A 20154-nucleotide genomic window follows, 5' to 3' on the forward strand; every position below is an offset into this window, starting at 1 on the left:
GCCAATTTGGCTGCGCTCCCCCTTAGATTGTATTTGGGTGGAAATCCTGAGGGATGGTTATCCCTGCTTTGCTTTCACCCAGAAGGGGTCCAGGTTGTCGCTGAAGAACCGCCCGTTGAGGACATGCTCCATCAAAAAGGTTTTGCGGTCCTCAGGGAGGGTGCAGTCGGCGAGAATCTCCTGGAAGATTTTTTCCTCTTCCACCCAATCGGCAGTCATCCTCACCACCGGGGCGGTGTTGTCTGCATCCAAAAGGAGCAGCTTAGGTCCGCCCTCCCGGTTATCCCAGGGCTCCCACTGGGGGAGCCCTGCCCCGTTGGGGTCTCCGGTGTGGACAAAGTTGGAGAGATACTGCCGGTACACCTGGGCTAGGGCCTCCCTGCCTGGACGGTTCCGGGAGGTGAACACCTCCGGCGTCACCGCGTAGGAGGGCCGCTCAATCCCCATGGTGAGGAAGAGATCCAGGCCGTGGGCCCCGCCCATCCGCATGGAGCCCAGTTCCCCAGTGACCTCCGGGTTCATCCCCCACAGGCACCGGCCTGCGTAAACGGGGGGCTGTCCCAGCTGGGCGGAGAAGGCTTTGGCATTCTGCTCCCCATTGATGTACCCAAACAGGGCGCTGCCGTAGCGGGTGACAAACCGGTATTCCTCCACCACCTGGGGGTCGGTGAAGTCCGCGCCCTGGAAGGCTGGGTCGCTGTTGGCGTTGGCGGTGAATTCATGGCCGCCGCTGAGGACCATCATCGGCACCTGATAGGATTCCCCCCGGGCAAGCACCTGGAACCCCTCCTTGGGGATGGTGGCCCCATCGGCGAAGAGGTGGGGGAACACCGCCATGCGGATGGCGGCCCCGGCCATCAAAGGGCCGAAGCGCAGGGCGTCCACCCCCATCAGGTAATCCCGCACTTCAGGGGAGGCGGAATCCAGCCAGGCGGCAGCCGATGGCAGGTCGGGGGCCTTGCCGTCCTCCACCACAAGCCGGCCCAGGGCCTTGGTGGCGATGGAAGCCCCTTTTTCCGGGTCGGTGGTGGTAAAGCCGCCGCTGAAGGTGACCGCCCGGGAAAAGCTGCCCCGGAACAGGGGGGAGATCAGCATGCACAATAGGTCCCGGGAGCCGGAGGAGTAACCGCAGACGGTCAGGTTGCCGGCGTCGCCGCCAAAGGATTGGATGTTTTCATGGACCCAGGAGAGGCTTTTTTTGATATCCAGCAGGCCGAAGTTGCCGGAATCTTCCAAGGGGTCGCCGGTGCGGATGGCCTTGATGTTCAGCCAGCCCAGGGCGCCCAGCCGCAGGTTGATGGTGACCACCACGGCGTGCAGGGCGTCGGCCATCAGCGGACCGTCCATCAACTGGCCGGAATCGGTCTGGTTGTTGCCCCCATGGATGAAGAAGAACACCGAAAGGGTCTCCTGGGTGTCGGGACGGAAGACGTTGAGGTAGAGGCAGTCCTCGCTGCCGACGACGGCGGTTCCCTGCTTCTGCACCGAAACGGGGCCGAATTGTTTGGCTGGGCGAATGCCCTCCCAGGGGATCGGGTCTTGGGGGGCGCGCCAGCGCAGCGGGCCTACCGGTGGGGCGGCGTAGGGGATACCCAGCCAGCAAAGGACGCTGTGCTCTGGGGAACGGATGCCCTCCAGCCAGCCGGAGGCCACCTGGCGGAGCAGGGGATTGGATGGATGTTCCATAGTCTCCCTCTTTTCTTTCAAATTGATGTCCCCCCAAGAATAGCACATTCCCCACAAGCTTTCAAACCGTCCCCAAAGGATTGGGCGGTTTGTACAATCCCGGGTGGAATTTTCCGGCAGCAGCTGAAGAGGACCCCTGCGAAGTTGAAAATCTCCCCCTTCCGAAAGGAGGAGATTTTTTCATTAGAGAGTTATTTCCTCACCGGGGCGGACCACAAGTTTGCCGGGGGCGTCGAAAGCGTTGGCCATCTCCTCGTCAAACAGCCCGCCTGGCTTCATGTGGATGGGGATGTTGTGCTTGGCCCCGATGAGCCGGGCGCATTTTTGGGCCTCCTCCCGGTCCATGTTGTAGATGCCGTCCATACACAGAAGAGCATAGTCCAGGCGGCGGGCGGCAAACCCAGCCATAGCGTCGGTGGTGGAGGTGTCCCCAGCGGCGTAGACGGTCACCCCATCCACACGGAGGATGTACCCGACGCACTCCTCTTTTTTGTGATTTTTGTTGTAGGCGGGCACTGCTTCCACCTCCATCCCACAGAGGGGGAAGGTGTGGTAGATGCCCCCTTCTAGGGCCTCCTGATAAGTGATTACCTGGCAGCCGGGCTTTTGGGTGACCAGTTCCAGCTTATTGTGGTCGTAGTGGCCGTGGGTGACCAGTATGCCGTCAGCGGACAGGTCGTACCCCTCTCCGGCAAAGGGGTCCACATAGATTACCTTGCCCTCATCTGTAGTGATGCGGAAACTCCCGTGCCCTTGGTACAGCAGTTTTGCCATAAGGCGTTCCTCCTTTATCCGTAAATGGTTTTTGCGTCTTGGGATGGGGTTCCGTTTAGTCCTCTTCCAAAATGGCTTGTACCCGGCCCACCTGATCCCCTTCCCGAAGCATCACTTTGATGCCGTGGGGGTGGGTGGGGCTGTTTGTGAGGATGCGTTTGACATGGCCTCGGGTTAATTTGCCGGTGGGCTGGTCTTTTTTCAAAACAATGTCCACCAGAGCGCCAATGGAGATACTGCTTCGTGTTTTGCCATCCATAGGAAAAACCTCCTTTTTGGCTGATTCTTTAATCCAAATCTTTCCAGACCCACCATTTTAGCTTTTCCGGGTCCGGATTGGGGGTATTTGCGTAGTAGACAATCATTCGGTAGAGGTACAGCTGGTCTATTTTCACACCGGTCAGCAGGCACTCCCGGTCGTAGAGCTCTTGAGGGTCCGCCCCCTTGAGGGAGGCTATGGTCGTGTAGCCCAGGGAGAGGAGGGAGGCTTCGGTGGCCTCGCCCACATAGGGGATGGTCCGCAGTTCCGTTTTCATGGGAAATTCCCCCTTACGACTCCAAAAAGGTGGCGATCTCCGGGAGGGATTTGCGTTTCTTGGGCCGCAGCCCCTCCTTTGCGGCGTACCCGACGCCGATCACCAACCGGATGCGCTTCTCCTTGGGGATGGGGAGAAGGTTCTTTAACTTGCCCTCATGGAACCAGCCCATGATGCAGGTGGAAAGTCCCTGCTCGGTGGCGGCCAGCACTAGGTGGGCAGTGGCGATACCGATATCGATGGAGGCGTATTCCTGGCTTTTGACCATGCCGCCCAGCCGGGCCGAGAGGGTGGCTTTTTCCTCCACCACCACGATAAAGGTGGGGCAGTTTTCGCTGAATTTGTTCATCCCCAGTCCCTGAAGGCACTCGGCTACTTGGGCCGAGAGCTCCGGCTGGTTGACCACCACGAAACTCCAGGGCTGGCTGTTACAGGCGGAGGGGGCGATGCGGGCCGCCTCCAGGCAGCGGGTCAATTGTTGGTGGGAGACCGGGCGGTTGGGATCGTAGTTCCGGCAACTCTCCCGCTGGGAGATCAGGCTAAAATAGTCCATAATATCCTCCTTTTTTGTCGAATGACAGTATAGATTCAATTCAAAATTGCCCCTTGTATAATAGAATAGGTGTGCTTTTTCTCCGATGGCTCAGTATACTCTACCTACATAGTATATCACAAATCTCTTTTAAATTGGAAAAATACCGGGGCCGCCGTGGGGCAGGAGGGTTTCCCCCAATTCCTTGAAAAAAAGGGGAGTGGTTCCACTTTGGCATAACTGCTTGGTTTTTCTGGTATCTTACTGCAAATGTTCTTTTCTTTTGGTCAAGCTTTGTGTAGTTTTGTCCTTATCTCTCCAAAGCCGTCAATTTCTAGTACCCTTAAAAAATAAAGTAAATAAGGAGGTTTTTTCAATGAATCTTGTAGAACAGACCTTGCTCCGGCTTGGGGGACATGTGGCAAACATCAGCTATCAAAGGTTCCTGCATGTGATGGATCTTATTTTGCAGCAGGACGTCTTCCCTTCCGGCCAACTGATGTCCAAGATCTACAGCCAAGCTGCGCGGGATTTGGATGTCAGCCGGGACGTTCTCGTGCGATCGGTAGCTAGAGTGGTAGATGACATGTGGTACAACGGCAACCCCAAAATTCTCAAAGAGATCTTAGAGGAAAAACCAGAGTACAAGCCTTATCCCAAGGACATGCTCTACTACCTGTACAGGTACGTCCAGAAAAAGGAGAAGGAGCAGCCTGCCGAACTGGTGAAGGTCTAGTTCGGGGAGTCCCATCCCAGCTGCCCCCGGAGGCTTTTTGAGCCGCCGGGGGTAAAAAATTGCCCAATCAAAGCCCCCTCCCCCAATGGTTTGGAGGAAAGGGCGGTTTTACCCCAATCCCTATGGAGGGTAGCAAGCGCTGCACCTATTCTTAAGGGGGGCCTTATCCTCATCTGTGGAATTGGAAAGATCTGACATAAAAATTTCAAGGATTTGTAATAATGTAACCATGCTGTGACTACATGCCGGTATGATGAATCCATACAATGGTGTAAAAGCGAGTCCTGTTCGCTTAAACAACAGTATTATATCGCATTCGGGCGAATGTAGAGAGGTGGTTATTTCATGAGGAGAAAATCGTTTTCTATAACGACAAAACGATGTATTGCATTCTTCTTGACACTTCTGATGCTTTCAGGCAGTGTTGTAAACTTGGGCGTGAATGTGTTTGCAGCGGAAGCGGCCTCCACCGTTGTGGAGATCGACGGTGCTGCTGTGCGTAAAGCTTATGCTGACGGTGAAGTCTTAACCGTCGACGAAGTGCTGGAAAATCTGCCCAGCTTTACAGCGGATACAGAAGAAGAGACAGAAGCATTGAACCAAGCCCTGGCAGATGCACTGCGGGAGCAGCTGTCCGAACAGGACGGCAATTGGCTGGAAGTGGTGGAAAACCGGGAGCTGGACGGCAACGGAAACATTCGGATTTTAGTTGCTGTCCGCTTGGCCCTGTCCGATGCTGAGGCAGAAGACGCAAAACCGGAGATTGTTGGCGTCGAAGTCTACACCATCAACACCGGGCTAAGTGAAGAAAAGATAGAAGTGCGGTTGTTGGGTGAAGAAACCCAGGAGACCATCAGGGATACCTATGCGCTGGAATCCAAAGAGGTTGAGTCCGAAAAAAAGCCGGAGAAACCAGAGGGCAAACCTGTTGGCCCCAGCGGCAGTTCCAGCAGCGAGCCGGAGGTCAGCCCCAGTGAGCCTTCCGTCCCTGGGGAAACCCCCAGCGAGCCGGTAACCCCCGATGAGACTCCCAGTGAGCCAGTCACTCCCGTGGACCCCGACAGTTCCATTCCCACCCAGCCTGTAGATCCCGAAGGGAGCGAACCCACCGAGCCGGAAGAGACCCCTGAGGAAACTCCTTCCGATCCTTCCACCGATGGGTCTGATGAGGCCGAAGAACCCACAGAAGTTCCTTCTGAAACTCCCGGCGAGGGTGATTCTGACGGTTTCGAGGAAGACTCCACCGGCAACGATACCTCGGACAATGATTCTGAGGGTGTGTTGGTTGCGTCCATCGACGGCCGCATTGTCCTTTCAGCATTGGTAGAAAACGAATTTGGCTCCAATGAAGGCGAAGATATCACCGATCCCTCTGACAATGGCGAAGACGGCGAGGATGACAAAGACGTCACCGACCGCTCTGACAATGGCGAAGACGGTGGGGATGACCAAGACGTCACCGACCCCTCTGACAATAGCGAAGACGGTGAGGATGACCAAGACATCACCGACCCCACCGAGGATGACAAAAAAGACGATGATAAGCCTGCCATCGAGGATGAAGAGGAAGAACCCACTTTCACTGCTTCTGCGGAAAAGGTGGAGAGCAAAGACCTGGGTTCTGCCAAGAAGGTGACAATGACCGTCGCCCCTTTCTCCTTCCAGAAGACTAGCTTTGTGGTGCAACCTCTGTCGGTGACCCAAGGCGAAGGCCAGCTCCTGATCAAAAAGGTGGATAGAGAGGGCAACCCCATCCCCGGTGTCACCTTTACCGCAAAGGTCACTGCGGAAGACGTTTTTAAGCATCAATTCTTCGGTACTTATTATACCGATGGCAGCGCTGAGATTCCCGTCACCACCGATGAAAACGGGGAAGCGGTGCTGAACTACACCGGTTCTTTTCAGGTAAAAGATACCGATAGTAGAGATACAAAGACCATCAACGGCAAAGACTATGCCTTGACCATTGAGCTCTATGAGACCGGCGGTTTGGATGAGTATGAGGCTGCTGATCCCAAGACCCGGTTGATCCAGTTTGAAAAGGAAGAGGATGCTACTCAGCTAACCGTTTCACGGCGTCCCGGGGTAAATACTGACTATGTCACGGATTATTCCAAAGAGTCTACTAGAAGGCCCTTTGTCACCGTGCAAAACAAGAAATCCGTTAATTCGGTGCAGCTTCGCGCTTTGGCCATTGGCCAGTCCGGCTTGGAGTTCACCTATAGAATTACGGTGGACGGTGTGCCCTATAACGGCACTTTGACAAGCAAAAATGGGAATACTGTGACCGCTGAGAATGGCTATGTCACAATCCCCCAGGACAACGACAATGGAGACTACACCTACACCATCACTGGCATTGGTGCTGGTAAAAATGTGGTGATTGAGCAGACCGGCAGCGCAGGGTGTAAACTGATCCGGTTGCTCCACGGTTCAACGCTGTTGGATTTGGGCCCGGCCTCCTTTGAATCCAAGAAAGGGGACAATGGCGCAATCATCTTTGTAAACGCCAAAACCGGCACTGGCGGCGCAACCGGCTCTGCGTTGGAATTGACCAAAAAGGCAATTCGCAACGATGCGCTCAGCACCGGCAACGACATCATTTATGATATGGAGTTGACCGTGGCAGGCAAGGGCAAAGTCACCGAGATGGAGACACCTGTCAATGTCATTTTTGTCATTGACCGATCCAGCTCTATGCGGGATACAGTGAGCGGCAATGGATATGGTAATGGCGGAGATAACTCCCGCTGGAATATCACCCGCCGCTCCATCAACACTATGGCGGAAAACCTAATTAAATCGAATAGAAACAGCCAGGTTGCGGCCGTGTACTTCCAGGATGAGAAAGGCGGAGTCATTTCCAATTGGACCTCCAATGTCGGAGAAGAGTGGATCACCTTGGGCAACCCGGGTACCGGTTATGGCACCTATGCAGCTAAGGGATTTGAAAAAGCTTACGAACTGCTGGGGCAGCGGGGTAACAACTATCCCACCTATGTGGTGTTTATGACCGACGGCGATGAAAGCGATGGGGCAGACGGTGTTAACAGGGCAATTGCCGCCGCTAAGAAGATCAACGCGGATTACCCTGAAGTCCAGATTCACACCATCGGCATCAGCAACGATCCCGGCACAGCGGTACTGAATCCTCAGGGCGAGAACCGCTATCAGGATTCTTACACCAAAGCGACCAAAGAGACAGATATTTCCAACACCTTCACCGGCATTCTCAATATGATTTTTGAGAATTACGAAATCCCCGTGGTCACTGACCAACTGAGCGGCAACGTGGAGTTGATCCAAGGAACCCAAAAGACTTGGGTCAATGATACAGAAGTGTCTGGCGAGGTGGTGTTCAACGATCGCAACGACACCTTCACCTGGACCATCAATGCAAAAGATGGGGACAAAGCAATTTTGGATGGTATGGAAAACGTCCATAAGCTGACCTACCAGGTGAAAGTCACCAATGGGAGCACTGACTACACCAATTTGGCAGATCCGGATACCGGTACCCATGCGAACGATAAAGGTTGGTTCTCCAACGGGGTAGCGGAACTCCGCTGCCGTGGCGTGTATACCGAAAGCTTCCCCAAACCGGTTGTTCAAACCAAAGTGGTCATCAACAACCAGGATATCGACATTGTAAAAATCGATGCTGATAGCAAGGCAGCTCTGTCCGGCGCCGAGTTTGTCATCAAGAGGGGGAGCAAAGAAGTTGCTGCCCTGACAACTGGCGCAGATGGTACAGCCAATATGAAGCTAGATGTTTTGGCTCAAGAGTTCGGCGGCAACCCCACAGCGGGCACAAAACTGACCTTTACAATTGAGGAAAAGAAATCTCCGGAGAACTACGCACCGATCTCCGGCACAATTGCCACTTTTGACGTGGAGTATACCGGTAGCATGTTCCGCATCGCTAAAAACGGCGAGAACGATGTGTTCACCGTAAACAGCGACAAGGCAGAATACTCCATGGAGAAAGGCACCCTGACCGTGAAGAACAGCCTGGGTGCGAAGGGTATCACCACCACAGTGGAAAAGAGCTTCAAGAGTGGGGATGCTACTGATCTGGGCGGCAAATCCTACACCGTTCGGATTAGCGATGGCGCTGCCACGGTGAAGGATTTCACGGTGAGCGACCCATATACGGTCGAATTTACCGGTGGAGACGCTCCTGCCCTAGAAGCAGGGAAGGAATACACCGTCACCGAAGTAATCCCCAATGAGGCGAACTACACCTTAGACGGCGAGATCTCTATCGAGGTTTCTTATCAGGGTGGTGAGAAGCAAACATCTGCTGGTTCCTTCACAATCCCCCGCGAGAAATTTACAAGCGTTACTGGAATTACCATCCGCTTGACCAACAAAGCAAACCGCGGAAACATCGAGTTTACCAAGTATGGCCAAGAGGACAACAAGTTGGCAGGCGCTGTATTTGGTATCTATACAGATCCGGCATGCGCTACCACAGCTTTTGCAACTGCGACTTCCGATGCTGAGGGCAAGGTTTCCTTTGCCAACATCCCGGTCGGCACCTACTATGTAAAAGAAATCTCTGCCCCGGATCATTACCAGGTAAGCGATACAATCTACTCTGTAGAAGTGACCAACGGCGGAACCGCAAAGATCAATGATGGCAAAGTGGTAAACAACTACGTCAATGATGGCTCCATCACCGTTGTGAAGAAGCTGACAGAAGGCACCTCTTGGGAGTTTGCCAAGGATGCTGCGTTTACCTTCACCGCCACCAAGGGTGGTGTAACCCACACCGGTACCGCCACATTTAGCAGAGAAGAAGACCTGGAAAATGGCGTCACTGTCCTGTGGGCGACTGCGGACGGTACCGTTTCCAGCCTCACTGGCTTGGAATACGGTGCTTGGGAGATCAGAGAGGCCAGCTCTGGCAATTTGTTCGAACTGAGCAAGGCTGAAGGAGACGGTCAAAACGTTGCAATCAGCAACAAGGTCGCCACTGCGACTTTGGGCATTGCGGACCAAGACGCAACGGTAACTTTCACCAACAGTCCCAAGCAGAATGCGGGCAGTATCAACATTTCCAAAGCTGTTACAACCGCGAACCCGACTTATACTGGCACTTTCCCAGTTGGTGTTTACACTAAACAAGGGAACGATCAGATGGTTTTAGCAGGTACTCCCATATTCTTAAATGCGGATGGAACCGTTCAAACCGCATCTGGCCTGGCTTTGGATCAGACCTACTATGTAAAAGAAGAAGCTGTAAAAGGCTATACTTTGGTTGGTATGACCGTTGGTGGGGCGCCTGTGGAGCCTGTCACCTACAACAATGAGAAATACTACCCTGTCACCCTCACCGGTACGGCGGCAGTCCAGGTTGTAGTGACCAACACCGCTGCCACCTATGGCGTTGCTATCCAGGTCGCCAAAGACCTGAAAGACACCTTCTTGTTGAAAAATGGCGATTCCAAAGAGTTTACCTTTACTTTGACCGGCCCCAATGGCTACGAGGAAGAAGCCAAAGTGACCGTAAGCAAGGATCAGCAAGGCAATCTTTCCACTGCCCCTGTGACCTTCACAAAGCCCACAAACGGCTGGGTTGCGGGTGTGTATACCCTTGCTGAGGAGAGCGACAGCCAGTACACTCTGGACGGGATGAAATCCAATATTGCAGGGTTGTCCATCACAAACGGCGTGGCATTTACCCTGACGGATGACATCCTAAGCCAGAATCCCACAATCACCTTTACCGCGACCAACAAAGTGGCTGTAGCAGAGGTTAGCTCCATTTCTTTGAAGAAGGAGATCGCAGAGGGCGCTTGGCTGATCCCTGAGAGCGGCAAGACCTTTAACTACACCCTGACCACCCCGGATCAGAAAACGATTGCGATCACGGCCACCTTTAACAAAGATGGCACCAGCAATAGCAATATCCTGGAGCAGGTGAAAGCCGCTTATGGCGATCCTGTGAAGCTCCCAGTCGGCACCTACACCCTGGCCGAGGGTGCTGATGACCAGTTCAACGCACAGAGCATGACCGCAACCGGTGCAGATACTGTAAGCAGCACTGTGAATAGCATCACCTTCGGTGTGAACAAGGATACCACCAGCATCGCCTTTGTATCCACCAATACCGTGAAGACCGGCGCTATGGATCTGGTCATCCGCAAGACCATCCCCGGTTATGCGGTTGGCGCAGACGATAAGACCTTTGCATTCACTCTGACCAAGCCGGATGGCACAACAACCGTCAAGGAACTGACCCTGGCGGCCAACGCCACCACCGGCACCGTCACCTGGGGCGAAGAAGAGCTCAAAGGCCTGCCCTACGGTGAGTACAAACTGACCGAGAGCAATTCCGGTTCGAAGTTTATCTTTGCTGATGTTACAGTGTCCGGCGAGGGGATGAACCCGACCCTGACAGAGTCAGGCGGCAAGAAGACCGGCGAAGTGGTCTTTCACTATGCCGGTGCTGGCAGCTTGGAAGTCACCTATGCGAATGAGCCCCTGCCGGAAGGCAGCGTGACCATCGAAAAACAGATGGCGGTTGGTTCCAAGGTGAAAGCGGATACCCAGTTTGTATTCGATATCATCGATCAAGCAACGGGCAACGTTGTTAGAACTGTAACAATTGAGGCAAAAGCAAATGCAAGCGGGACAATCGGCTCCGAAATGGTCGGCGGTCTGGAATTTGGCAAGACTTATGTGGTAAAAGAGCGGGCACAGGATGGGTACATCCTGGATTCTATCAGCCACAGCGCGGGGACTGCCACAATGGTGGCCGGCACGGAGTATGAAGCCAAAACCGCAGAGTTTACCCTGGAGGTAGGCAGCCCGATCAAGGTTGTGGCAGTCAACTCCAATGCCAGCGGCAGCGGCATTAGCAGCCTGACCAAAGTGTTTGAGACTAATGGTCTGGATGCAGAAGCAGTGACATTCGATTTGTATAAAGTAGTAGCCGAAGGGGAAGACCAATTGGTTGCTACTGGTACAATCGGGGCACAAAGCTTTACTGGATCCGGCAATGAGAAATCTTCGAGCGATATTGCTTGGGACACCAATCCAGCCACTCTCCCCGTGGGTGATTACTATGTGGTAGAGAGATTGGCCGGGAACAGCAACTACCAGTTCAAGAAGGCCCAGGTTGATACAGCGCCCGCAGCCACGGAAAACCGTGCGGCGTTCACCGTCACCGGCATCAGAGAAGGCGTGAACATCACCTTCACCAATGAGCCCATCTCCGGCGCGGGAAGAACCCCCAGCACCCTGACCAAGGTCCTGGACAACGGCTTTGACCTGGACACTGGCGATGTCTTTAAGATCACAGTGGAATCCAGCGACAAAACTTTCAAAGAGACAAGAGAAGTGAGCGCTTCTGAGCTGATTTCCTCCGCATCTCACAGCAAGGTGCTGGAAGAGAACTTCTCTTTGAAGAACGGCGTTTACACTGTGACCGAGGAGATCGAAGGCGGAAATTACCAATTGGCAGCAGGCGAGTACACCTACACTGTGACAACTGCAAATCCCTCTGTGGAGATGGTTGTTCACAATAAAGCAAATAGCGTTGCCAAAGACAGCTTTGCGCTGAACCTGATCAAAAAGGTGGACAGCGAAAATGCGGTAAACGACAGCTTTGACTTTGTCCTGACGGGGCCTGGCATTGCCGAAGGCGGCATTGAACTGACCTTGGAAGGTGCAGCCGGCGAAGGGAAACAGGGCAGCTTCACCCTGCCGGATACCTTCCAGTGGCAGTACGGCACCTACACCATCACCGAAAAAGAGCATGATTACTATGACTTCTATTCGGCTAGTGGTGAGACAGGAACTGTAAATCCAACAGATAGAAGCTTTAGCTTTGTTCTTGACAGCACTTTAGCTCAGCAGGGTCAGCTGACCGTCACCTTTGCCAACCACCAGAAGGCTGTAGAGGAAGGCGCAGTCACCCTGACCAAGACCCTCCAGTCGGGCGAGACCCCCTACAACTCCACCGATTCCTTTACCTTTAAGGTGGCAGAATCTGTGGAAGCTATAGAGGATGGCCGTGCCATCACTGTGAGAGCAGACGGCCAGGCGGTCAACATCCCCGGCCTGAAGCTGGGTGGAACCTACTTCATCAAAGAGACCAACACCGGCGCGGATTACAGCTTTGTAAACTTCACCGGCGAGGGCTTGGAGGATAAGGGCAACGGCGTTTATCAGTTCACCGTTCCCTCCGATGCATCGGCTGAAAATGTGTTCGCAATTACTGCGACCAACCACAAAATACCCAGAGCCATCGACCTTCCCATCTACAAATACAGCAGCAATGGCAATTCTCTTGCCGATGCCGGGTTCACCCTGTATGCGTATGAGGAGAGCAGCAATGGAAATCCTGTGGTAGGCGCGATTATCAGAGGCGAACAGACCACCGATGCACAGGGCAGACTGACCATTTCCGGCCTGGGCGAAGGCCGCTATATCCTGCGGGAGACCAGAGTCCCCTCTGGCCACTACACCCCCAATTACCTCATCGCCTTTGAGGTAAAATACAACAATGGAATCCTCACCATCGAGATGCTCAACTCCAACAGCAACTTTGCTTGGGAGGATGGCGTTCTCAACATCCGCAACCAGAGACGCAGCGGAGGCGGAGGCGGCGGTGACAGCGGCGATGATGATGACGACTACGTCACCATCGACGACGAGGATGTCCCGCTGGGCAATGTCACCATTGAAGATCCTCAGATTCCTCTGGCGGGCTTGCCGGATGCAGGCGGATTCCCAGTGGAGTCCCTCGCTCTGATTGGCGCAGGCATGATGCTGGCCGGTTGGGCACTGGGCCGCAAGAAGAACGATGAGGATGCGGAGAAATAGCTTCTCCCACCCGTGCAAGTAACAAGCTCAAATCGAGAAAAGCCGCCCTGCGTTCCAGGGCGGCTTTTCAAGAATTTTACATGGAAAGCGAGTACTGCAATGATGAACGCAAAAGACCGCAAAATGCTCTCGAAAACCTTGTTGATTGCGGGCGCTGTGCTGATGGTAATTGGTGTGGGATATGAAGCGATCAACTACCCTTGGCAGATTGTCCTGGCTAAGCTGGGCGTGGCTTCCCAAAGTGCTATGGCTGACCCCAAGCCCTTGGAAAACGCCACCTGGACCACCCTCCCGGCGGAGGAATGGGCAGAGGGGGATCCCCTCAATGTCCTGCCCGCCCAGAGGAACCTGTTGATGGCCCGTCCGGAGGTGGAAAACCTAACGGTGGTGGGCTACTTCAAGTTCCCCAAGCTGGGGGTCAGTGAAAACATAGTGTTAGGTAGTGACGAAGAGCTCATGTATGGAGTGGGCCATGTCAATGGAACCGCAGGTTTGGGCCAGGAGGGCAACTGTGTCCTGGCCGGACACCGAAATTACATTGTCATGCATCCATTCCGCCACCTGGACAAAGCCGCAGTAGGGGACCGTGTCATGGTGGGGGATGAGTCCAACGTCTACACCTATGAGATCTACGAGATTTTGACGGTAAAGCCGGAGGATGTCTATGTGACCGAGCTGCAGGAGGGGGAGAGCCACATGCTCACCTTGGTCACCTGCACCCCTGTGCTCAACCCCACTCACCGGCTGGTGGCTTGGGCGCGCCTGGTAGAGACAATACCCAAAGCATAATTCCCCTAAAAAACAGCCGCAACTGCGGCTGTTTTTTAGGTCAGCGGCCAATCTTCCCCAGAGGGGAGACAAGAGGGACTGTGTTTGGCCGTTCCGTCATAGCATGGGAAAATGGTGCGGCCTCCAGCGAAAGCGCTCATGGAACTTTTGTAAATTCTCCTAGGATTCTTTTGCCGGCTGTGCTACAATAATGAAAAGAGACAACAGTCAGCGAGGGCCTTTTGCCCGGCTGTAAGGAAGGTTTCCTTCACCGAAAGGAGAATGCATATGTCCTATCTTTTTATCCAATACCCCAAATGCTCCACCTGCCAAAAGGCAAAACAATGGCTGGAAGATCACGGGGTTTCCTACACCGCCCGCCATATTGTAGAAGAAAACCCCACAGAACAGGAGCTCTCCCAGTGGATTGCCCGGAGCGGACTGCCTATCAAGCGGTTTTTCAACACCAGCGGCCTCAAATATAAGGCGCTGGAGCTCAAGGACAAACTTCCCCTCATGAGTGAAGAGGAGATGGTTGCCCTTCTGGCCACCGATGGGATGCTGGTCAAGCGTCCACTCCTCATCGGGGAGGATACCATCCTGGTTGGCTTTAAACCCCAGGAATGGGAGAGCATCTTATAGGGGCGGGAAAGCCTAGACCATGTGGAAAGGAGGGAATGATTGTGGAAAAAATTTGGGATGTCACCGCATTGGGGGAGCTATTGGTGGATTTTACCCCGCTGGAGAGCCGCGGGCCCAACCCGGCATTTGAAGCCAATCCCGGGGGTGCGCCTTGCAATGTGCTGGCTATGCTGTCGGCTTTGGGGCGCAAAACGGCATTTATCGGCAAAGTGGGGGCAGATTATTTCGGTGGGATGCTCCACAGCGCCTTGGAGGAACTGGGAATCTCCGCCGAAGGGCTGCTCCACGACCGGACATACAACACCACCCTGGCCTTTGTCCACAACGACACCGCTGGGGAGCGGAGCTTTTCCTTTTATCGCAAGCCGGGTGCGGACAGCATGCTCCGCAGCCAGGAAGTCCCCTTTTCCCTGATTGAGCAGTCGAGGATTTTTCACTTCGGCACCCTGTCCATGACCGACGAGCCCGCTCTAGAAGCCACCCGTAAGGCATTGGACTGCGCCAAAGGGTGTGGGGCCCTCATCTCCTTTGACCCCAACCTGCGGCCCCCCCTTTGGGAGAGCCTGGCCATCGCCAAAGACCGGATGCGGGAAGGGTTTTCCGCCTGCGATGTCCTGAAAATTGCCGGGGAGGAGCTCAATTTCATCACCGGCATAGGGGATCAAAACCGGGCGGCCCTCTTCCTGATGGACCACTACCAAATCCCCTTGGTGTTTGTCACCTCCGGCAGAGAGGGGAGTGCCGCTTATTACCCCGGCGGCATCCTGCGGCAGGAAACATTCCTGGACGTTCCCACTGTGGACACCACTGGCGCAGGGGATATTTTCTTCGGCTGTATGCTGGACACCATCCTCCGCCTGGGCCCGGAGGGCTTCTCCCCCCAAGAGATGCAGGAGGCCCTTCGGTTTGCCAGCGCAGCGGCCGCTATAGTCACCACCCGGCCAGGGGCGATGCGTTCGGTGCCCCGGCGGGAGGAAGTGGATGCTTTTTTAAACGGCCATCCGCTGTAGGGCCAGAAGCTGCCCTCCGGGAACGCAATATGAGGGTTAGGTGTGTTGCCCATAGCAGAGAAAGCCCTGTTTCACAAGGAAAACCCCCGGCGAGAACCATCTCGCCGGGGGTTTCTACTTGGTTGCATTTGTTGTTCTGGGGTGAGGGCGGGAAGAAAACCACCTGCCATAAAGGTGGCTACTTGCTGTCCGTGTTTCGGTTGTGGTGGGATCTCCATGTTAAAAAGGCGGCGATAGCTACAGCGGAACCAACGACCCCCAAAGCCAGTGGGATAGAGGGGGATGCAGAAGGGACTGCAGGATCTTCCCCGCCGGAGGGGGTAATTTTGGTGAAGACCACATGGATTTCGTGGTCCCGGCTGATGTTTTCAAACAGGTAGGAGTCCGCTGGGGGGAGGGATTTTCCGTCCACCAAAAGCTTCTCGACCCGGTAACCTTTTTTAGGTTGAATCAGAAACTCAGCGCTGCTTCCTTGAGTCAGCCGGCTGATGCCGGAGGGCTGGATGGTGCCGCCGCTTCCGGTGGAGGCGAGGATTTCAAACTCCTGGAACTTGCCGTAATTCTCATCGGGGAGGGCCAGGGCAAAGGTGGTCAGATTGGAAAAATCACTGCTGACCATCCCGCCGGATACTGTGGCAGGCCGCTCTCCGATGGAGCCGTCTTCCCGCAGGTAGAGGATGGAGGCCGGGGTGCCGTCCTCTACCTTGAGATTGAAGAAGGAGACGGTATAAGGGCTCAAGGTGACTGGCTCTTCTTCATCTTGAATAGAGGCTTTGCAGAGTGCGGCCACCTTCCGGCTGGAAGAGGACGCGTATTGGGAAAATTGATTGTACAACTCCCCCTGGGCCAAAAGCGGCTCCACCAGGAATTGATTGATGTCCCGCACGTGGCTGGACACTGAGAAATAGTAGGCTTGTCCGCCGCTGGACCACTGGTAAGAGAAGGTCTTGCGGTTGCGCAGATCGGTGGTAGTGGTCAGTGAAGCAGAGCGCCAAAAATCTTCCCCCGCCAGGCGGTAATAGAGCACCGGCTGGGAGGACACCGATTCCTTTGGGGGGAGCAGGGTGCGGTGCAGAGGGTTTTGGGAAGTCTCCAGCTCATAGGAGAAGGTGAAGGGGATGAGATGCCCCCTCAGCAGAAATTGTTCCAGGTCAATGACAGGGCCTTCCGGATCCTCTTGGCTGGCTGGCTCAATGGAAATATCGGTCACCTCATCGTTGAGAATAAGGAGGCTGCCTGGGTCAAGGGCATTGTCCTCTGGAACCACTACCTGCAATTTCAACCCGGTGAAGGTAAAGGCATCTCCTCTGGGACCCAAGATGCTCTCCGGCGTCACTGTGTAGCTGTGCAAAGCGGGGGTGCCCAAAGGCGCCTCTTTATCCGAGCCGTTGTCGGTGAGGGCAAGGGGGCGGTAGATGGTCAATGTCTCCCTAGCGCGGCCGGTGACATCGCCGATCTGCCGGTCCCTCGCTTGGTAGTGGCCGTCGAGGCCGGCGACGATATCATAACTTCCTGCGGCTGCCTGGGAGGAAACCCGCAGCTGAAAGGTGGCGCCCACCGAGTGGTAGACAGACACATTGCCCAGCTTGGAGCCGTTGGGGGTGAGCCCCGGGTAGGAGATGGAACTGATGACCAAGCTATCCGGGACAAAGGTGACCCCCGCGGGCAGCTCCCCCAGATAGAGGGTACAGTCCCGCAGAATATAGGGAGATGGGTTTTCAACGAGGATGGATAGGGTGATAATTTCCTCCTCCGGCGCAATGAGCTCCTGGGAGGAGAGGGTGAGGGTGACGTTGTTGTCCAGCCGCATGGGTCTGGGCGGTGGGGATTCTTCCCCGAAGGCGGAGAGGGGGCAGAGGATCAGCAGGATGGCTAGGGAGAAAAGAGCCCACCGCTTGGGCCAATTTTGCACACATATCCCTCCCATTCGGCAAAGTCCATTTTACATACAGTAGTATTATACCATAGTTTTTTTGCAGGGAAGCAGGAAAAATTTCGGAAAGATTTTCGAATTTTTATTGGTTTTGGGATGGAATGGGGGAAATTTGCCCCCAAAAGAGGAGTGGGACAGGGGATAGCGGTTTTTTCCCGTTCCCAGGGATTTTGTGGTACAATAGCCACAGGCGAAGCCCTTTGCGGCAACAGCCGCACCGCAATTCTTACCGTTTGTGCAAACTTTATGGTACAATAATCGCAACGCAATTTTGAGGGGGCGCCCTCCTGCGGCAAAGCCGCACTATTTTTCCGCTTTTTCTTAACTTTGTAGGAGGACAATCACGAGAGCCCCATATCATGCAAAATCCCCACAATGCGGAACACCCGCACAAATTTAGAAAGGAACAGACGATGAAACTGCTGCATTTGGCCGACCTGCACATCGGCAAGCGGGTCAACGAATTTTCCATGCTGGAGGATCAGATCTATATATTGCATCAAATTCTAGATATCGCCCGGGAACGCAGGCCAGATGGAGTGCTCATCGCCGGGGATGTCTACGACAAGACCATCCCTTCCGCGGAGGCGGTCACCGTGCTGGACGGCTTCCTCACTTCCCTGGCGGACCTCCATATCCCAGTGTTTGTGGTGCCGGGCAACCACGATTCCGCCGAGCGGTTGGGGTTTGGCAGCCATCTTCTGCGGGAAAGCGGGGTGTATATTGCCGCCCCTTACCACGGCGCCGTGGAGCGGTTCACCTTGGAAGATGCCTATGGCCCGGTGGGGATCCACCTGCTTCCCTTCCTGCGGCCAGCGGCAGTGGGGGCCTGCCACCCGGAAGAAAAGGTGGACGGCTACGACAGCGGAGTGCGCCTGGCCCTCTCCCACGCTGATTTTTCCGGTGCAGACCGCCATGTGCTGGTGGCCCACCAGTTTGTCACCAGCGGCGGCAAGGAGCCGGAGCGCAGCGATTCCGAAGCCATTACCGTGGGGGGGCTGGACAATGTGGAGGTCTCCGCCTTCGACCGGTTTGACTATGTGGCCCTAGGGCACATCCATGGGCCCCAGTTTGTGGGGCGCCCTTCGGTGCGGTACGCCGGTTCCCCTTTAAAATACTCCTTCTCCGAATGGCGGCAGCAGAAAACCGCCCTCTTAGTCACTTTAAGGGGGCCAGGGGAAGAGCCAGAACTGGAAAAAATCCCCCTCATCCCCCTGCGGAACCTGCGGGTGATCCGGGGGCCGCTTGCCCAGCTGACCGCCATGGGGGAGAAGAGCCAAGATTACATTGAGGCTGTCCTTACCGACGAGGAGAGCCTGGCCGACCCCCTGGGGGAACTGCGGCAGATCTACCCCAATCTGATGCGGCTCACCTTTGACAACCGGCGCACCCAAACCCAGGGAGGCCCGGGCGTTGCCCAAAGCATCCGGGAGAAGAGCCCTTTGGAGCTGTTTGGAGAATTTTATGAGGCGCAGAACGGCGCCCCGTTGGAGGAGGAGCAGACAGCGCTTCTCTCCCAGCTGTTGGCGGGATTGGAGGAAGCGCGATGAAACCTATAAAATTGGTGCTGAATGCCTTTGGCCCCTATGCCGGCCGGGTGGAAATCCCCTTTGCCTACTTTGGGGAAGGGGGGCTGTTCCTCATCACCGGGGACACCGGCGCGGGGAAAACCACCGTATTTGACGGCATCGCCTTCGCCCTCTTTGGGGAGGTGAGCGGCTCCACCCGCACAGTGGAGGGGCTGCGCAGCGATTTTGCCTCTCCAGGGGAAAAAACCTTTGCTGAGCTGACCTTCTCCCACCAGGGCAAGGAGTACCGGGTGGTTCGCAACCCCGGCTACCAGCGCCCGAAAAAAACGGGGGAAGGCTTCACTTCCGAGCGACCGGACGCCGACCTGTTCCTCCCCGGCGGCCAGGTGGTCTCCGGTGCGGCCAAGGTCACCGCCCAGATCACTGACCTGTTGGGGGTGGACGCCCGCCAATTCAAACAAATCGCCATGATTGCCCAAGGGGAATTCCTGCGCCTTTTGCTGGCCGACAGCCGGGAACGGGCGGAAATCTTCCGCAAGGTCTTTGGCACCGGCCGGTTTTTGCAGCTGCAGCAGCAGCTCAAGGAGCAGGAGCGGGCCCTTTTTGCTAAGCGGGAGGAAAACGCCCGGGGTATCTTGCAGTATTTGAGCGGGGCACAGGTGGAAACCCCAGAGTTTGACCTGGACAGCCGGGAGATTGCTGCCGCCCCAAAGATGCTGGGGCTGCTTTCCGAGGAGATCGCCGCGGGAGAAACCCGCTGGAAAGAGTTGCGCCGCCAATTGCAGGAGGCACAGGAACAGGAGCAGCAGTTGGCCCTGTTGGAGGACCAGGCAAAGCGGCAGGAGGAAACCCTGGCTGCCCTAGAAGAGACTCGCCGGGAGCTGGAGCGGCTGACGGCCCAGGGGGATGAGATAGCCCGGCAGGGGAAGGAACTGGCCCTCTACCAGCGGGTGGAGGCCCACAGTGGGGAGTATGCCTCCTGGAAGCGGGAAGAGGCGGAGCAAAGGGAGGCGGAGGCCGCCCTAGCCCGGGCGAAGACCGCCTTAGCCAAGAAGGAAGAGGAACTCCCCGCCCTGCAAGAGGCGCTGCGGCGGGAGGAGGAGGGGGAACCCCTGCGCCGGGAACTGCAAGAAAAGATCGCCCGCCTCTCCCCCCAGCTGCCGGTGTACCGCC

13 protein-coding genes are annotated in these 20154 nt (G+C 55.5%); 7 read left to right on the top strand and 6 right to left on the bottom strand.

Annotated elements, in window-relative coordinates:
- Window positions 1-57: 57 nt before the first annotated feature.
- From BQ5353_RS08405 to BQ5353_RS08425, 5 genes are all read right to left on the bottom strand, one after another.
- Window positions 58-1686, bottom strand: coding sequence for a carboxylesterase family protein (locus tag BQ5353_RS08405; protein ID WP_071427858.1), 1629 nt, complete (start codon window positions 1684-1686; stop codon window positions 58-60).
- Window positions 1687-1869: 183 nt separating this feature from the next.
- Window positions 1870-2460, bottom strand: coding sequence for an MBL fold metallo-hydrolase (locus tag BQ5353_RS08410; protein WP_054331436.1), 591 nt, complete (start codon window positions 2458-2460; stop codon window positions 1870-1872).
- A gap of 55 nt (window positions 2461-2515) precedes the next feature.
- Complete coding sequence (locus BQ5353_RS08415) at window positions 2516-2719, bottom strand: YwbE family protein (RefSeq protein WP_054331437.1); 204 nt, start codon at window positions 2717-2719, stop codon at window positions 2516-2518.
- A gap of 28 nt (window positions 2720-2747) precedes the next feature.
- The gene (locus tag BQ5353_RS08420; RefSeq protein WP_071427860.1) at window positions 2748-2996 is read right to left on the bottom strand and encodes a helix-hairpin-helix domain-containing protein; all 249 of its coding nucleotides are present in this window, start codon (window positions 2994-2996) and stop codon (window positions 2748-2750) included.
- A gap of 13 nt (window positions 2997-3009) precedes the next feature.
- Window positions 3010-3549 (bottom strand): nitroreductase family protein, encoded by a 540-nt coding sequence (locus BQ5353_RS08425; protein ID WP_321164292.1) that lies wholly within the window; start codon window positions 3547-3549, stop codon window positions 3010-3012.
- A 355-nt stretch (window positions 3550-3904) separates the two neighbouring features.
- On the opposite strand from BQ5353_RS08425, the gene BQ5353_RS08430 reads away from it, so the two are divergent.
- From BQ5353_RS08430 to BQ5353_RS08450, 5 genes are all read left to right on the top strand, one after another.
- The gene (locus BQ5353_RS08430) at window positions 3905-4264 is read left to right on the top strand and encodes a sporulation initiation factor Spo0A C-terminal domain-containing protein (RefSeq protein WP_054331439.1); all 360 of its coding nucleotides are present in this window, start codon (window positions 3905-3907) and stop codon (window positions 4262-4264) included.
- A gap of 438 nt (window positions 4265-4702) precedes the next feature.
- Window positions 4703-13099: a SpaA isopeptide-forming pilin-related protein gene (locus BQ5353_RS08435; RefSeq protein WP_162273124.1), complete on the top strand. Its 8397-nt coding sequence runs from the start codon at window positions 4703-4705 to the stop codon at window positions 13097-13099.
- 99 nt (window positions 13100-13198) lie between these two features.
- Entirely contained in the window at window positions 13199-13888 is a 690-nt protein-coding gene (locus BQ5353_RS08440; protein WP_071427864.1) for a class D sortase, read from the top strand.
- A gap of 267 nt (window positions 13889-14155) precedes the next feature.
- Window positions 14156-14509 carry an arsenate reductase family protein gene (locus tag BQ5353_RS08445; protein WP_054331443.1) on the top strand — a complete coding sequence of 118 codons (354 nt, stop codon included), beginning with the start codon at window positions 14156-14158 and terminating at the stop codon, window positions 14507-14509.
- Between the two features lie 35 nt (window positions 14510-14544).
- Window positions 14545-15519 (top strand): carbohydrate kinase family protein, encoded by a 975-nt coding sequence (locus tag BQ5353_RS08450; RefSeq protein ID WP_174884177.1) that lies wholly within the window; start codon window positions 14545-14547, stop codon window positions 15517-15519.
- A gap of 178 nt (window positions 15520-15697) precedes the next feature.
- Here BQ5353_RS08450 and BQ5353_RS08455 read toward each other — a convergent pair whose 3' ends face one another.
- Window positions 15698-17431, bottom strand: a complete 1734-nt coding sequence (locus tag BQ5353_RS08455) for a hypothetical protein (RefSeq protein ID WP_054331444.1) — start codon at window positions 17429-17431, stop codon at window positions 15698-15700.
- Window positions 17432-17865: 434 nt separating this feature from the next.
- On the opposite strand from BQ5353_RS08455, the gene BQ5353_RS08465 reads away from it, so the two are divergent.
- Together BQ5353_RS08465 and BQ5353_RS08470 are read left to right on the top strand one after the other, a co-directional pair.
- The gene (locus BQ5353_RS08465; protein WP_054331560.1) at window positions 17866-19002 is read left to right on the top strand and encodes an exonuclease SbcCD subunit D; all 1137 of its coding nucleotides are present in this window, start codon (window positions 17866-17868) and stop codon (window positions 19000-19002) included.
- Window positions 18999-20154 (top strand): AAA family ATPase (locus BQ5353_RS08470; protein WP_162273125.1); only part of this gene is annotated, 1156 nt, incomplete at its 3' end. The genes BQ5353_RS08465 and BQ5353_RS08470, both read left to right, overlap by 4 nt.

This window comes from Merdimmobilis hominis, from assembly GCF_900104615.1.
GTDB classification, from domain to species: domain Bacteria; phylum Bacillota; class Clostridia; order Oscillospirales; family Ruminococcaceae; genus Merdimmobilis; species Merdimmobilis hominis.